10 protein-coding genes and 1 tRNA gene are annotated in these 16,279 nt (G+C 70.5%); 4 read left to right on the top strand and 7 right to left on the bottom strand.

The window, feature by feature from the left end; translation table 11 throughout:
- Positions 1-2: 2 nt before the first annotated feature.
- Both AC5L3X_RS26800 and AC5L3X_RS26805 read right to left on the bottom strand, forming a co-directional pair.
- Positions 3-1,298, bottom strand: a complete 1,296-nt coding sequence (locus tag AC5L3X_RS26800; protein ID WP_494860525.1) for an ABC transporter substrate-binding protein — start codon at positions 1,296-1,298, stop codon at positions 3-5.
- Between the two features lie 188 nt (positions 1,299-1,486).
- Positions 1,487-2,071, bottom strand: a complete 585-nt coding sequence (locus tag AC5L3X_RS26805) for an ANTAR domain-containing response regulator (RefSeq protein WP_225263720.1) — start codon at positions 2,069-2,071, stop codon at positions 1,487-1,489.
- A gap of 112 nt (positions 2,072-2,183) precedes the next feature.
- On the opposite strand from AC5L3X_RS26805, the gene AC5L3X_RS26810 reads away from it, so the two are divergent.
- The 3 genes from AC5L3X_RS26810 (at position 2,184) to dapD (ending at position 4,642) form a co-directional block, all read left to right on the top strand.
- Positions 2,184-2,266 (top strand) — tRNA-Leu (locus AC5L3X_RS26810).
- Between the two features lie 47 nt (positions 2,267-2,313).
- A complete protein-coding gene (locus AC5L3X_RS26815) occupies positions 2,314-3,639 on the top strand; it encodes a helix-turn-helix domain-containing protein (RefSeq protein ID WP_494860526.1) in 1,326 nt (441 codons plus the stop codon).
- 37 nt (positions 3,640-3,676) lie between these two features.
- Entirely contained in the window at positions 3,677-4,642 is a 966-nt protein-coding gene (gene dapD, locus AC5L3X_RS26820) for a 2,3,4,5-tetrahydropyridine-2,6-dicarboxylate N-succinyltransferase (RefSeq protein ID WP_494860528.1), read from the top strand.
- Positions 4,643-4,701: 59 nt separating this feature from the next.
- Here dapD and pyk read toward each other — a convergent pair whose 3' ends face one another.
- From pyk to gltB, 5 genes are all read right to left on the bottom strand, one after another.
- Positions 4,702-6,132 carry a pyruvate kinase gene (gene pyk, locus AC5L3X_RS26825; RefSeq protein WP_494860530.1) on the bottom strand — a complete coding sequence of 477 codons (1,431 nt, stop codon included), beginning with the start codon at positions 6,130-6,132 and terminating at the stop codon, positions 4,702-4,704.
- 35 nt (positions 6,133-6,167) lie between these two features.
- Positions 6,168-6,518 (bottom strand): DUF2784 domain-containing protein, encoded by a 351-nt coding sequence (locus tag AC5L3X_RS26830; protein WP_494860532.1) that lies wholly within the window; start codon positions 6,516-6,518, stop codon positions 6,168-6,170.
- Positions 6,515-8,197 carry a S8 family peptidase gene (locus AC5L3X_RS26835; RefSeq protein WP_494860534.1) on the bottom strand — a complete coding sequence of 561 codons (1,683 nt, stop codon included), beginning with the start codon at positions 8,195-8,197 and terminating at the stop codon, positions 6,515-6,517. Before AC5L3X_RS26835 ends, AC5L3X_RS26830 begins: the two co-directional genes overlap by 4 nt.
- A gap of 258 nt (positions 8,198-8,455) precedes the next feature.
- A complete protein-coding gene (locus AC5L3X_RS26840) occupies positions 8,456-9,934 on the bottom strand; it encodes a glutamate synthase subunit beta (RefSeq protein ID WP_494860536.1) in 1,479 nt (492 codons plus the stop codon).
- An 81-nt stretch (positions 9,935-10,015) separates the two neighbouring features.
- Positions 10,016-14,524: a glutamate synthase large subunit gene (gltB, locus tag AC5L3X_RS26845; RefSeq protein ID WP_494860538.1), complete on the bottom strand. Its 4,509-nt coding sequence runs from the start codon at positions 14,522-14,524 to the stop codon at positions 10,016-10,018.
- A 225-nt stretch (positions 14,525-14,749) separates the two neighbouring features.
- Here gltB and AC5L3X_RS26850 point away from each other — a divergent pair, with 225 nt between their 5' ends.
- Positions 14,750-16,279 carry a bis-aminopropyl spermidine synthase family protein gene (locus tag AC5L3X_RS26850; RefSeq protein ID WP_494860539.1) on the top strand — a complete coding sequence of 510 codons (1,530 nt, stop codon included), beginning with the start codon at positions 14,750-14,752 and terminating at the stop codon, positions 16,277-16,279.

Here is a 16,279-nt window from a genome sequence, read left to right on the forward strand (position 1 = left end):
ACTCAACCCTCGATGTTGCCGGTGCGGTACTCCAGGGCCTTGGCCGCGTAGGTGTTCTTCTCGGAGTACTCGTAGATGCCGATCGTGGCCACGGCCGGGTCGCCGGCCTCGTTGAACTCGACCGGACCGCTCACGCCGTCGTAGTCGATGTCCTTGCCCGCCTTGATCAGCTCGGCGCAGGACGGGAAGTCGTTGCACTTCTCGCCGCCCTTGCTGACCTCGGCCAGCTTCGCGGCGATGTCGGTGCCCGCGTCGCTCTTGGCGGCCTCGGCCGCCAGGGCGATCAGGTTGGCCGCGTCGTACGCCTCCGCGGCGTAGGTGAAGTCGTTGAGGTCGGCGTCGACTCCCTTGAGCTTCTCGATGAACGCCTCGGGCGCGGCCGCCCCCGGAATCGTGCCCTTGACGCCCGTCAGCGTGCCCTTGGGCATCTTGGTGTACGCCGTGTTGGACATGTTGCCGTCGACCATGTACCACTTGACCTTGTCGGTCGTGAGGCTCTGCTTGACCAGCTCCTGCACCACCTTGGCGGTCTCCTCGAACCCGATCAGCACGACGGCCTTCGGGTTCTTGGCCTTGACCTTGGCCACGTCGGCCGAGAAGTCGGCCGCCTTCGGGTCGTAGTCGACCCGCTCCACGACCTGCGCCCCGGCCTCCTCGGCCGTCTTGGTGACCTGGTCGGCCAGCCCGGTGCCGTAGGAGTCCTGCATCGCCAGGATCGCGATCGTGTCGTTGCCGTCGGCCGCGACGAGGTCGCCCAGCACCCGGCCCTGCAGCTTGTCCGGCGGAGCCGTACGGAAGTAGAGGCCGTCGTCCTCGATCGTGGTGAACTTGTCGGAGGTGTTGGCGGGCGAGAACTGCACCACGCCGGCGCCCGTGATCTTGTCGATCACCGACTCCGACACCGACGACGACGCGGCGCCGATGATGGCGTCGGCCTGCTGCGTCAGCAGCTTGTCCACGGACTGGGCCGCGATGTTCGTCGTCGTGTCACCCGAGTCGCTGTGGATCTTCGTGACCGGCTTGCCGAGCACGCCACCGGCCTCGTTGATCTCCTTGACCGCCAGGTCCACACCGGCGAACTCGGGCGGCCCCAGGAACGCCAGTGAGCCGGTCTGCGGCAACAGCGTGCCGAGCGTCAGCGTGCCGTCACCCTTCGCCGCCGGAGCCGCCGAGGACGGCGCGGCGGCGGACTCGGTCGCGGGCGAGGCCGTGTCGCCACCGCCACCACAGGCGGTCAGAGCCAGGCACGCCGCGGCGGCGGCGGCCAGCACGCGCCCGGACGGAGCAATGCGGATCATCAATGAACTCCCTTATTCCGGCACGGGAACGATCTCCCGCGCCGCGTTTTCCAAGCTCAGCATGCCTGGCCGGGAGAACGATTGGGGCTTTTGTCCGACTTTTATGCTGATTCGTAATGTCCCAAACAGGACGACGGAACGCTCCAAACGGTCACCGCACAGCCCGAACCCGGCGCCGCCGCACTCGCTCAGCCGCGCTCGCCGGCGTCGTCGATGACGATCTGGGCCACCTCGCGCATGCTCAGCCGGCGGTCCATCGACGCCTTCTGGATCCACCTGAACGCCTGCGGCTCACTCCAGCCGTGCCCCGTCATCAACAGCCCCTTGGCCCGCTCGACCAGCTTCCTGGTCTCCAGCCGCTCGGACAGGGTGGAGACCTCCTTGGAGAGCGCCACCATCTCCTCGTGCCTGCTGACCGCCATCTCGATCGCCGGCACCAGGTCGGCCTTGGTGAAGGGCTTGACCAGGTAGGCCATCGCCCCCGCGTCCCTGGCCCGCTCGACCAGGTCACGCTGGGAGAACGCGGTGAGGATGAGACACGGCGCGATCCTGTCGGCCACGATCCGCTCGGCGGCGGAGATGCCGTCGAGCACGGGCATCTTGACGTCGAGGATGACCAGGTCGGGCTTGAGCTCGGCGGCCAGCTGGATCGCCCGCTCACCGTCACCGGCCTCGCCCACGACGACGTAACCGTCCTCCTGGAGCATCTCCTTGAGGTCGAGGCGGATCAGGGCCTCGTCTTCCGCGATCACCACTCGTCGCTGCGTACTCACGAGCAGAAGAGTACAGATGTCCGCTAGATTAGAGCCACGTCGGCACCCCTGGCAGCTCCGTTCCCGCTTGGGCCTGCACGACGGATAGATCCGGACAAGTCCGGATAGATCAGCCGGAATGGTGGAATGGCAGACACTGACGTCTCAAAAGCGTCTGCTCGAAAGAGCGTGCGGGTTCGAATCCCGCTTCCGGCACCTGTGATCGAGCCGAAACTGTCGGTGACGATCGGCATGCTCACCCCATGCATCCTCATGAGACCGTAGATCGCGCCCTTCGACTCTCGGCTCAGGGCCTGCCCGATCGCCAGGTCGCCGCGCTGTGCGGCGTCTCCGCGAGCACGGTCCGGCGATGGCGGACCGACGCCGGGCGCGCCCATGCGACGCCCAATCCCCGGCGCCACAGCTGCCCGCGCTGCCATGGCCGCGACCTCGACGGCGACGCCTACGCCCACCTTCTCGGCCTCTATCTGGGCGACGGGCACCTCGTGCGCTGCCGCAAGCAGGTGTTCCAGCTCTCCCTGTTCTGCGGGGACGCCTGGCCCGGCCTGATCGACGAGGCCGCGGCCGCGATGGCACGGGTGATGCCCACCTCATCCGTGAGCCGCCGGCAGCGCATCGGCTGCACCGAGGTCAAGAGCTACGCCAAGCACTGGCCGTGCCTGTTCCCGCAACACGGGCCAGGTGCCAAACACCGGCGGGCGATCAGGCTCGCCGACTGGCAGCGGGAGATCGTCTCCGCGCACCCGGGGCGGTTCGTCAGGGGGCTGATGCACTCCGACGGCTATCGGGGGATCAACCACGTCCGGCGCGTGCTGCCGAGCGGTGAGCGCTGGTACGCGTACCCGCGCTACCTGTTCAAGAACGAGTCGGCCGACATCCTCGGCCTGTGCGGCGAGGCGCTCGACCTGCTCGACGTCGCCTGGCGCTACAACAAGCGCAACGAGATCTCGGTCGCCGCGGGGAGGCGGTGGAGCGGCTGGACGAGTTCGTCGGGCCGAAATACTGACCTGCGGGCGGGCGGGCGGACATTTTCGGGCAAAGAGATGACAGCGATGTCCGGGTATGCGGCTTATGGCGCAGTATGGCGCGGAGTAGCCGCCGAGAAGATCGGTGAAGTATCGAGGAGAGACACTGGGAGGTGGGCCCCGATGCCGTTGAGCGTGGCAGCGCGTGAAGCGTTCCTGGCCGAGTCGCACATCGCGGCGGTGGCCGTCGACGCGGGCTCCGGGCGCGGGCCGCTCAACGTCCCCGTCTGGTACGACTACAGCCCCGGCGGGGAGGTGCGGTTCCTGACCGACGGCGAGTCACTCAAGGCCCGGCTGATCTTCAAGGCGGGCCGGTTCTCGCTGCTGGCGCAGCGGGCCAGCCCTACCTACCGCTACGTCGCGGTCGAAGGCCCCGTCGTGGCGTCGGCGCCCACCACCCTGGACGAGCTCGCTCAGATCGCGGCCCGCTACCTGCCTCCGGACGCGGTGCCCGGCTACGTGGACAGCTCCGACACGAGGGCACTGGTGACGTTCAGGATGCGGCCGGAGCGGTGGCTGTCGGCCGACCTGGGCGCCCTCTGACCGGCGGCGACCCCTCGTTGACGGTATTTTGGGGCCTGTGACTGCTTTCGATCCCACCGTGACCGGCGCGCACGCCGTCGGACTCGCCACCATCGCCACCGACGGCACCGTGCTCGACACCTGGTTTCCCGCGCCCGAGCTGGGCGACCCGCCCGTCGTCGGCACCGAGCGGCTCGACGCCGCCGAGGCCGGTGAGCTGGCCTCGCTGATCGGCTCCGACCCCGCCAGAGGCGTCGAAACGGTGGCGGTGCGCACCGGCATCGCCAAGCTCTCCGAGGCGCCGGTGGACGCGCACGACGCCTATCTCCGGCTGCACCTGCTCTCCGCCCGTCTGGTCCGGCCGCACGGGCTGAACCTGGACGGCCTGTTCGGGCTGCTGGCGAACGTGGTGTGGACCGACCACGGGCCATGCGCGGTGGAGGGGTTCGAGCGGACCCGCCTCAGGTTGCGCGCCGCCAGGGGCGCGGTGACGGTGTACGGGGTGGACAAGTTCCCGAGGATGGTCGACTACGTGATGCCGTCGGGCGTGCGCGTGGCCGACGCCGACCGGGTGCGTCTCGGCGCGCACCTCGCCTCGGGCACGACGGTGATGCACGAGGGGTTCGTGAACTTCAACGCCGGCACCCTCGGCGCCTCCATGGTCGAGGGCCGCATCTCGGCGGGCGTGGTCGTCGGCGACGGCTCCGACGTGGGCGGCGGCGCCTCGATCATGGGCACGTTGTCGGGCGGCGGCAAGCAGGTCATCTCCATCGGCGAGCGCTGCCTGCTGGGGGCCAACGCCGGGGTGGGCATCTCGCTGGGCGACGACTGCGTGGTGGAGGCCGGCCTGTACGTGACGGCCGGCACGAAGGTGACCCTGCCGGACGGCGCCACGGTCAAGGCCGGGGAGCTGTCGGGCGCCGGCGGATGGTTGTTCCGCCGCAACTCCCAGACGGGCGCCGTCGAGGCGGTGCGCCGCGCTGGGACGGGCATCGAGCTGAACGAGGCCCTGCACCAGAACTGACCCTGTCGGGCCCGGCACCCGCCTGGTGCCGGGCCGGTGTGCCGGGCTCACTGGCGGGCTCAGCTGGCGTGGGAGACCGCGGAGCCGATGGTGTGGACCCGCAGGGCGTTGGTGGAGCCGGGGGTGCCGGGAGGCGAGCCGGCCACGATGACCACCTTGTCGCCCTTCTCCAGCCGTCCGAGGGACAGCAGCGAGGCCTCGACCTGGCGCACCATGTCGTCGGTGTGGTGGACGAACGGCACCTGGAACGTCTCGACCCCCCACGTCAGGGAGAGCTGGCCGCGTACGTGGGCGGCGGAGGTGAACGCGAGCAGCGGGATCGGCGAGCGGTAGCGGGCGAGGCGGCGGGCGGTCTCGCCGGACATCGTGAACGCCACCAGCGCCTTGGCCCCGACGATGGCGCCGACCTCGGCGGCGGCGCGGGCGATGGCGCCGCCGGTGGTCTCGGGCATGCGTTCGAGGGTATGGGTGGCGTGCAGCGAGGCCTTCTCGGCGGCGCAGGCGATGCGGTCCATGGTGGCGACGGACTCGATCGGGTAGTTGCCCACGGAGGTCTCGCCGGACAGCATGACGGCGTCGGCGCCGTCCATGACGGCGTAGGCGACGTCGGAGGCCTCGGCCCGGGTGGGCCGGGGGGCGCTCATCATCGAGTCGAGCATCTGGGTGGCGACGATGACCGGGCGGGCCTTCTCGCGGCAGAGCTCGATGATGCGCCGCTGGACGATCGGCACCTGCTCCAGGGGCAGCTCGACGCCGAGGTCGCCGCGGGCGACCATGATGCCGTCGAAGGCCTCGACGATCTCGGGGAGGCGGTCGACGGCCTGCGGCTTCTCGATCTTGGCGAGCAGCGGGAGGCGGACGGCCTCCTGCTCCATGATGTTGCGCACCACGTCGGCGTCGGAGGGGCGGCGGACGAACGACAGGGCGATCATGTCGCAGCCGGTGCGGAGCGCCCAGCGCAGGTCGGCTTCGTCCTTGTCGGTGAGGGCGGGGGCGCTGACGTTGACGCCGGGCAGGTTGAGGCCCTTGTTGTCGGAGATCATGCCGCCGATGACGACGCGGGTGACGACCCGGTCGCCCTCGACGCGGGTGACCTCGAGCACGAGGCGGCCGTCGTCGACCAGGATGGTGTCGCCGGGGCGGACGTCGCCCGGCAGGCCCTTGTAGGTGGTGGAGACCTGCTCGCGGTCGCCGGGGACGTCCTCGGTGGTGATGGCGAAGACGTCGCCGAATCCGAGTCGTACGGGGCCTTCCTCGAACCTGCCGACGCGGATCTTGGGCCCCTGGAGGTCGGCCAGGATGCCTACGCCCCGGCCGAGGTCGGCCGCCACCTCCCTGACCCGGTCGTACACCTCTCTGTGCAGGTCATGGTTGCCATGGCTGAGGTTGAACCGTGCCACGTCCATGCCCGCGGAGATCAGCTCGCGGAGGCGTTCGGGTGATGAGGTGGCAGGGCCCAGGGTGCAGACGATCTTCGCGCGACGAGTCACAAGTCCTACCTTAATTGGTACAGACCACTTGGCAGTCACTGACGCCGCAGAACGTAGCCGACGTAGGAGAACAACACGACAACGGCGACCGCCAGACGGGCGACGTTCGTGTACGCCTCCGGGTAGACGACGCCTTCGAGGTAGTGGTCGATGAAGCCGGTGGGCGGCAGCCCTTCCAGCCCGGCCTGGCGGCGGGCCCAGTCCTCGACGTACGTGAGGGGGCAGTCGACGCCGGTGACGATCGAGATCAGCCCCCAGCCGACGACCGCGAGGTGAGCCCAGATCGTACGCCGCCAGCGCCAGGCGACGAACCCGCCGAGTGCCAGGTAGGCGAGGAACGCGAAGTGCACCACCATCGCGGCGTCCGCGATGAGGCGATACATCATGGTTTGACGGTAGCCGCCTGCCAGGCGTCCACGATGCCCCTGCCGTAAAATCCGTTCTTGGACGCAGCGCCTTCACAGGTGTGGGTGTCGACCTCCCCGTAGACCTCGTAGGCGTAGGCCCGGGGCGACGGGCACGCCTTCCGCTTGGCCGTCCGGTAGAGGAGCTTCTCGACGGTGGCGGGGGCGAGGGTGACGCCGCCCGTGCCGGGTTTGCCGAAGCGGCTGATCAGGAGGGCGGCGACGCCGGTCGCGTGCGGGGCGGCCATCGAGGTGCCGTCGAGATACTGGTAGTAGGAGCACGTGCCACCGGAGCAGTCGCGGACGACGTCGGCGGTCTTCGGCTTGCCGGAGCGGTCGATCTTGCCGCTGGCGCGGAGCACGGCCTCGGGCGCGGCGGCCAGGATCGACCGGGTGGGCGAGCCGCCCTTGCCATCGAGCGAGTCGCCGCCGGGCGCGGCCAGGTCGGCCTGCTCGACGCCGTAGTCGCTGTAGATGGCCTTGCGCCCGGAGGGGCCGACGGAGGTGATGGAGATGACGCCGTTGGTCTCGGCGGGCACGTTGAGGCAGGAGTTGTCGATCTTGCGGATCCGCTCGGAGCCGCGCGGATAGCCGGGGCTGTCCTTGTCGACGGCGGGTTTGCCGAGGTCGGTGGCGCCGTTGCCGAGCGCGGAGATGAGCGTCACGCCCTTGCCGCGGGCGTAGTCGACGGCCCGCTGCATGCCGGTGATGATGGCCCGCTGTTCGAGGCGTTCCTTCTCGCTGTCGGACTTGTTGCCGGCGCAGTTGAACAGCCAAGGGTCGACGTAGTAGCTCATGTTCACCACGTCGACGCCGATGTCGGCGGCGTAGGCGAGCGCGTCGAGGCTGGGCTTGAGGAAGAAGAAGCCGGAGTCCTGCCCGGCCCGGATGTTGACCAGTTGCACGCCGGGGGCGACGCCGGCGATGCCGATGTTGTTGAGCGGCGAGGCGATCGTGCTGGCCACGTGCGTGCCGTGGCCGTCGTCGTCCTGGTCGACGGGGTCCTTGCAGGTGCTGACCTCGCAGGCGCCGTCGAGGGTGTCGCCGTTCTCGTCCTTCGGCCTGTCGGTGACGAAGTTGCGGCTGAGCTCGCGGTTGAAGTTGGGGGCGATGTCGGGGTGCTTGCCGTCGATGCCGGTGTCGATGACGCCGACGAGCACCTTCCTGTTGCCGGGGACCTTGGTGTTCGCCCGGTCGGCGCCGATCATCTTCATGTCCCACTGGCGGGGGGCGAGCGGTTCGCCGGACGGGTTCGCCCTGGTGATCGACGACTCGTCGGGAAAGGTGCCGGCGACGGGCCGGCCGGCGGCGAAGCCGACGCGCCGGTCCGGCGAGACGCCGACGATGGCTTGGTCGGAGCCGAGGCCGTGCACGAAGGCGTCTCCGTCGCCCTGTGCCATGAGGTAGCCGAGCCTGGTGTCACCGCCGGTGGTCTCACCGCCGGCGCGCCTGACGGCCGCGACCGCCTCGCTCTGCCGGCCGGCGGCGTAGAAGACCAGATACTGGCCGGCGCGCGAGGCGGTCCGGGGCGCGCTCGGCGAGCTCGTCTCGGGGGTGGTGGGCGGGTCGGCCGTGACTCTGCCGGGGGTGCCGGGGGATCCACAGGCGGCCACTGAGACCGCGGTGGCCACGGCCGCCAGGCAGGAGGCGACTCGCCGCATTCTTCCCCCATTCTTCGCGTATCAGCAGAAAATGCATCTTCCCCGCGCCCATCGGGCGATGCAACCGAGAGGCAGACTTACGTTGCAATTTACGGCACAGCTGACAGTTTCCTGACATCGAGGTAGATCATTAGAGGTGCCGTGAAGAGCGGACAAAGCCCCTTCCAGAGCGCTTTTACCTACGCCGCGTCCGGTGTCGCCGGTACGACGACGAACGCCCGCCCGGAGGGACCCCGGGCGGGCGTTCACGGCGGCTCGTCAGACGAGCGGTCGCGCGGTCGGCGGGATCGGGTACGGCAGCGCCGTCTCGCCGGTCAGGTAGCGGTCGACGCCGGAGGCGGCGGCGCGGCCCTCGGCGATGGCCCAGACGATCAGCGACTGGCCGCGGCCCATGTCGCCGGCCGTGAAGACCCCCTCGACCCTGGACATGTACGTCTTGTCGCGCGCGACGTTGCCCCGGGCGTCGTAGAAGCCGTCGCCGGCCGCCTCCGCCAGGTCCTCCAGCAGGGGGCCCTTCTCCGGGCCGAGGAAGCCCATGGAGAGCGTCACCAGCTCCGCGGGGATCTCCCGCTCGGTGCCGGGAACCGGCTTGAAGCCGTTCTGCGGGCCCTCGACGTCGACCAGCCGCAGCGAGCGGACGTTGCCGGACTCGTCGCCGACGAACTCCACGGTCGAGACCGCGTACACCCGCCGGCCGCCGGCGTCCTCCAGCTCCTCGTGCGCGCTCTCCGTCTTGAACAGGATGGGAAACGTCGGCCACGGCTGGCTGCCGGGCCGGGAGGCGGGCGGCTGAGGCATGATCTCCAGCTGGGTGACCGACGCGGCACCCTGCCGGATGGCCGTGCCGATGCAGTCGGCGCCGGTGTCCCCGCCGCCGATCACGACCACGTGCTTGCCCTTGGCCGAGATCGGCGACTCGCGCAGGTCGCCCTCCTGCACCTTGTTCGACAGCGGGAGGTACTCCATCGCCTGGTGGATGCCGCCCAGCTCGCGTCCGGGCACCGGCAGGTCGCGCCACCGGGTGGCGCCACCGGCCAGCACCACGGCGTCGAACCGCTCGCGCAACTCGGCGGCCGTGACGTCGACGCCGGCGTTGACCCCGGTGCGGAACTCGGTGCCCTCGGCCCGCATCTGGGCGAGCCGGCGGTCGATGTGCCGCTTCTCCATCTTGAACTCGGGGATGCCGTAGCGCAGCAGACCGCCGATCCGGTCGGCGCGCTCGAACACCACCACGTCGTGACCGGCCCTGGTGAGCTGCTGCGCCGCGGCGAGCCCGGCGGGCCCGGAGCCGACGACCGCGACCCGCTTGCCGGTCTTGCGGGAGGGCGGCTGCGGCCCGACCCAGCCTTCGGCGAACGCGCGGTCGATGATCTCCACCTCGACCCGCTTGATCGCCACCGGGTCGGAGTTGATGCCCAGCACGCACGCCGCCTCGCACGGAGCCGGGCAGAGCCTGCCGGTGAACTCGGGGAAGTTGTTCGTGGCGTGCAGCCGCTCGATCGCCTCGCGCCAGTCGGTGCGGTAGACGAGGTCGTTCCACTCGGGGATGAGGTTGCCCAGCGGGCAGCCGTTGTGGCAGAACGGGATGCCGCAGTCCATGCAGCGGGCCGCCTGCCTGGTCAGCTTGTCCGGCGAGAAGTCCTGGTAGACCTCGCGCCAGTCGCCGATGCGGACGTCAACGGGGCGGCGTGCGGGCAGCTCCCGGTCGTGCGTGAGAAAACCCTTGGGGTCAGCCATCGGATACGCCTCCCTTGTCGCTGAAGATGCCTGTCGCCGCCGGGACGGGCCGCCCGTCGAGGCGCGGCCGGTCGCGGCGGGTCATGACTGGACCGCGGCCGCCATGACGGCCTCGTCGATGTCGCGGCCTTCGAGGCGGGCCGCCTCGGCCGCCCGCAGCACGCGCTGGTAGTCGGTCGGCATGATCTTGCCGAACCGGCCGAGCGCGGCGTGCCAGTCGGCCAGGAGCTCCTTGGCCACCGGCGAGCCGGTCTCGGCGAAGTGCTTCTCGACCGTCTCGCGCAGGAACTCGCCGTCCTCCTCGGTGAGCTCCTCGATGGCGACCATCTCGCGGTTGACGCGTTCGGGCCTGAGGTCGAGCAGGTAGGCGATGCCACCGGACATGCCCGCCGCGAAGTTGCGGCCGGTCGGGCCGAGCACGACGGTCTTGCCGCCGGTCATGTACTCGCAGCCGTGGTCGCCGACGCCCTCGACGACGGCCGTGGCGCCGGAGTTGCGCACGCAGAACCGCTCACCGACGACACCGCGGATGAACGCCTCTCCGGACGTCGCGCCGTAGAGGGCGACGTTGCCGGCGATGATCTGGCCGTCCAGCGGGGCCTCCTCGTGCGGACGGAGCGTGATGCGCCCGCCCGACAGGCCCTTGCCCAGGTAGTCGTTCGCGTCGCCGGTGAGCCGCAGCGTGATGCCGCGCGGCATGAACGCCCCGAACGAGTTGCCGGCCGAGCCGGTGAACCCGATGTCGATCGTGTTGTCCGGCAGGCCGGCGCCGCCGTGGCGCTTGGTGACCTGGTGGCCGAGCATGGTGCCGACCGTGCGGTTCACGTTGCGGATGGGCAGCTCCAGCGTGACCGGCGTGCCCTGGTTGAGGGCGCCCTCGGCCAGCTGGATCAGCGTGTTGTCGAGCGCGTGCCGCAGGCCGTGGTCCTGCTCGGCGGTGCGGCGCAGCGGCGTGCCCGCCGGCAGCTCCGGCTGGTGCAGGATCGGCGACAGGTCGAGACCGCCGGCCTTCCAGTGGTGCTCGGCAGCGGACACGTCGAGCAGCTCGACGTGCCCGATCGCCTCGTCGAGCGAGCGGAAGCCCAGCTCGGCCAGGTATTCGCGGATCTCCTCGGCGATGAACTCGAAGAAGTTGACCACGAACTCGGGCTTGCCGGTGAACCGCTTGCGCAGCTCGGGGTTCTGCGTGGCGACGCCCACCGGGCAGGTGTCGAGGTGGCAGACGCGCATCATCACGCAGCCGGACACGACCAGCGGGGCGGTGGCGAAGCCGTACTCCTCGGCGCCGAGCAGCGCCGCGATGACCACGTCGCGACCGGTCTTGAGCTGGCCGTCGACCTGCACCACGATGCGGTCGCGCAGCCCGTTGAGCAGCAGCGTCTGCTGCGTCTCGGCCAGGCCGAGCTCCCACGGCGCGCCCGCGTGCTTGAGCGAGGTGAGCGGCGAGGCGCCGGTGCCGCCGTCGTGCCCGGAGATGAGCACCACGTCGGCGTGCGCCTTGGACACGCCCGCCGCGACCGTGCCGACGCCGACCTCGGCCACGAGCTTGACGTGCACGCGCGCGTCGGGGTTGGCGTTCTTCAGGTCGTGGATGAGCTGGGCCAGGTCCTCGATCGAGTAGATGTCGTGGTGCGGCGGCGGCGAGATGAGGCCGACGCCGGGCGTGGAGTGCCGGGTCTTGGCGATCCACGGGTAGACCTTGTGGCCAGGCAGCTGGCCGCCCTCACCGGGCTTGGCGCCCTGGGCCATCTTGATCTGCAGGTCGGCGGCGTTGACCAGGTATTCGCTGGTGACGCCGAAGCGTCCGGAGGCCACCTGCTTGATGGCGCTGCGCCGGTTCTCGTCGTAGAGGCGCTCGGGGTCCTCGCCGCCCTCGCCGGTGTTGGACTTGCCGCCGAGCCGGTTCATCGCGATGGCGAGCGTCTCGTGCGCCTCCATCGAGATCGAGCCGTACGACATCGCGCCGGTGGAGAACCGCTTGACGATCTCGGAGACCGGCTCGACCTCCTCGATCGGGACCGGCGTCCTGCCCTGCTTGAACCTGAACAGCCCGCGCAACGTCATGAGCCGCTCGGCCTGGGAGTCCACCTGCTCGGTGTACTCCTTGAAGATCTCGTAGCGGCGGGTCCTGGTGGCGTGCTGCAGCTTGAAGACGGTCTCGGGGTTGAACAGGTGCGGCTCGCCCTCGCGCCGCCACTGGTACTCGCCGCCGACCTGGAGCTTGCGGTGCGCGTTGGCCGCCCGCGGGTAGGCGTGGCGGTGCCGTTCGGCGCTCTCGCGGGCCAGGACGTCGAAGCCGACGCCGCCGAGCCGCGAGGTGGTGCCGGTGAAGCAGGAGTCGATGACCTCCTGGCTCAGGCCGAGCGCCTCGAAGATCTGCGCGCCGGTGTAGGAGGCGACGGTCGAGACGCCCATCTTCGACATGACCTTGATCACGCCCTTGCCGTACGCCTTGATCAGGTTGCGCACGGCCTTGCGCTTGTCGACCTGCAGGGCGCCGGTGTCGACCAGGTCCTCGACGGTCTCGATCGCGAGGTAGGGGTTGACCGCGCCCGCGCCGTAGCCGATGAGCAGCGCCATGTGGTGGCACTCGCGCGCCTCGCCGGTCTCGATGACGAGCCCGATCTTGGTGCGGGTCTTCTCCTGGATCAGGTGATGGTGTACGGCGCCCGTGAGCAGCAGCGACGGGATGGGCGCGAGCGCTGCGGAGGAGCCCCGGTCGGACAGCACGATGATCCGCGCGCCGTCGGCGATCGCCTGGGACACCTCGGCGCGGATCTCCTCCAGGCGGTGCAGCATCGCCTCGCCGCCGCCCGACACCTGGTAGAGGCCGGAGACCACGTGCGGGTGGAATCCGGGCAGGTCGTGCTCGTCGTTGATGTGGATGATCTTCGCGAGCTCGTCGTTGTCGATCACCGGGTACGGCAGGACGAGCTGGCGGCAGGACGTGGGCCCCGGGTCGAGCAGGTTGCCCTCGGGCCCGAGCACGCTGGCCAGCGAGGTCACCAGCTCCTCGCGGATGGCGTCCAGGGGCGGGTTCGTGACCTGCGCGAACAGCTGCGTGAAGTAGTCGAACAGCAGCCTCGGCTTCTCGCTCAGCACGGCGACGGGCGTGTCGGTGCCCATCGAGCCGATCGGCTCGATGCCGGTCCTGGCCATCGGCGACAGGATGACGCGCAGCTCCTCCTCGGTGTAGCCGAAGGTCTGCTGGCGCCTGATGAGGGCCTCGTGCGTGGGGATCTCCCGCTGCCGCGCGGGCAGCTCCTCGAAGCGCACCAGCCCTGCGTGCAGCCAGTCCTCGTACGGCTGGGAGGCGGCGAGATCGGCCTTGATCTCGTCGTCCTCGATGATCTTGCCGCGGGCGGTGTCGATGAGGAACATCCGGCCGGGCTGCAGGCGGCCCTTGCGGACCACCTCGCCGGGCGCGAAGTCGAGCACGCCGGCCTCGGAGGCCAGCACGACCAGGCCGTCGGCGGTCACCCAGAAGCGGCCGGGGCGCAGGCCGTTGCGGTCGAGCACGGCTCCGGCCAGGGTGCCGTCGGTGAACGTGATGGAGGCGGGGCCGTCCCAGGCCTCCATCATCGAGGAGTGGAACTCGTAGAAGGCCCGCCGGGCGGGATCCATCTCGGTGTGGTTCTCCCACGCCTCGGGGATCATCATGAGCACGGCGTGCGGCAGGCTCCGGCCGCCGATGTGGAGCAGCTCCAGGACCTCGTCGAAGGAGGCGGTGTCGCTCGCGTCCGGGTCGCAGATGGGGAAAAGTCGTGACAAATCGCCCGGGATGTGCGCCGACGACAGCATCGCCTCGCGAGCCCGCATCCAGTTGCGGTTGCCCTTGACCGTGTTGATCTCGCCGTTGTGCGCGATGTACCGGTAGGGGTGGGCCAGCGGCCAGCTCGGGAACGTGTTGGTCGAGAAGCGCGAGTGGACCAGCGCGATCGCGGTCTCGTAGCGCTCGTCGGACAGGTCGGGGAAGAACGGCTCGACCTGCTCGGGCGTGAGCATCCCCTTGTAGACGATGGTCCGGGAGCTCAGCGAGGGGAAGTAGACGTCCACCTCGTGCTCGGCCCGCTTGCGCAGGCAGAACGCCAGCCGGTCGAGCTCCAGCCCCGACTCGTCGCCGGGGCCGGCCACGAACAGCTGCATGAAGTGCGGCATCACGGCCCGCGCGCTGGGGCCGGGCAGGGCGCGGTCGACCGGCACCTCGCGCCAGCCCAGCACCCGCAGCCCCTCTTCGGCGGCGATCTCCTCGATCATCTCGACGCCGATGCGGCGCGCCTCGTCGTCGATCGGCAGGAAGGCCATGCCCGCGGCATAGCGTCCGGCCTCCGGCAGCGGGAAGTCCACGCTCGTGCGCAACAGCGTGTCGGGGATCTGGGTGAGGATCCCCGCTCCGTCTCCGGTGTCCGGCTCGCTACCCTTGGCCCCCCGATGATCAAGGTTGAGCAGCGCCGTCAGGGCCTTCGCCACGATCCCGTGCCCCCGGCGGCCCGCGACGTCGGCGACCATGGCCACACCGCAGGCGTCATGCTCGTTGGCGGGGTGGTAGAGGCCCTGAGGCTCGGGGAACCCGAGGTGGGCAGCAGGCATTGAATCCCTCCCGTCGTCTTCGTCTGTCTTGAACTGCTCTACAGGCGGGGACGACGTTGGCCCTGCTGCGCGTTGTGGGTAGAGGTTACATCACCCTGCCGGAATGGTGCCCACCACGTCCACATTGCGAACCTTGCCGCCATCCCGACATTCGGCACCATATGTCCCAAACGCCGAGATATGTGGCCGGAATTCCCCGAACCTCCTGCCGATAGGGTTGGCCCCATGGATCGTGAGGGCGTCGAACACCTGCTCGGCGAGGCCGGAGCGGACAGCAGGCGGCTCAGGCACGCGCTGACGCTCCTCTGCGACGGCCAGTGGTGGGCCCTGGCCGACCTGGTGCGCGAGACGGCGACGTCGAGGCGGACGATCGAGGAGCTGCTGCGCGAGGTGGAGCTGGAGCGCTCCGGCGACCGGTTCCGGGTGCCGCTCCCCCACACCCCCGGCTACCAGCACCTGCTGGCCATGGCACCGCCTCCCGAGGACCCGGTGGCCCACCTGGTCCCCCACTACCGCCACGTGCTGGAGCGCCTCGAGGACCTGGTCGCCAAGGCCCCGCGCGGCCGCCACGTCCTCGACCACGTCGCGGCGACGCCCGAGACGGTGCTGCGCCGGGCCCTGCTGCTCGGCGCCCGGTTCTGGCTGCCGGGCTCGCGGCTGCTGTGCGTCGGCGACCACGACCTGACCTCCCTGGCCGTCAAGCTGGTCCACCCCGAGACCGACGTCACGGTGGTCGACATCGACGAGCGCATCCTGGCCTACCTCGACGAGCAGGACCTGGGCGTCCGCACCCGCTGGGCCGACCTGCGGCTGGGCCTGCCGCCGTCCGCGACCGGCCACGACCTGGCCATCACCGACCCGCCGTACACACCGGAGGGGGTGGGGCTGTTCGTGGCCCGCGCGCTCGAAGGCCTCAAGCCGGGTGGGCGCGTCGCGCTGGCCTACGGCGCCAGCGAGCGCACACCCGCGCTGGCACTGAAGGTGCAGAGCTCGCTCGCGGACCTCAACCTGGTCTATGAGGCCATCTATCCCGACTTCAACCGCTATTTCGGGGCCGAGGCGATCGGCTCCGCCGCCGACCTCTATCTCCTCTGCCCCACCGGCAAGACCCGGCCCGCCGTCACGGCCCGCCTCGACCGCCTCTCCACCGCCATCTACACCCAGGGGCCCCAGTCGGTCGAGTCGGCCCCGGCCGCCCTGCCCTCGGCGGCCGGCGACGCCGAGTTGCTGGTCGGCGACTGGCCCAAGGAGCTGACCCAGCCGCGGACGAGGCTCTCGACCTGGCTGGCCAAGCCGCACGCGACCGCGCCGGCCAGCGTGGCCGTCGCCGTCCCTCCCGGCCTGGAGGCCGCCCTTCCGCGCCTCCTGCTCGCCACCCGCGCCGCTCACGTGCGCGTGCTGGTGACGGACCCGCCGCCGCTGCCCGACGTGCTGTCCGCCGTCTACACGTGCGCGCCCGCCGACGGCGGCCTCGACGCCGTACGCCGCCCGCAGCCCACCGGCGACGCCGACCTGGTGCTGCGCCGCATCCTCGACAACGGCCACGGCAAGCTGGCCAACACCTGGCGCGAGGGCCTCATCGCGGTGGCCCGCGCCCAGGGAGGGGCGCTCACCAAGAACGAAGCCCGCGCGCTGATCGGCCAGGTGGCCCCCTGGTGCGAGGCGCTCACCCCGCTGGAGGCGCCGCTGCACCGCCTGGCCGGCCTGCGCGCGCAGGTCGCCACCACGGTGGCCGCGCTGTCGGGCACGACCTGA

It is taken from the genome of Nonomuraea sp. CX421, from assembly GCF_059358955.1.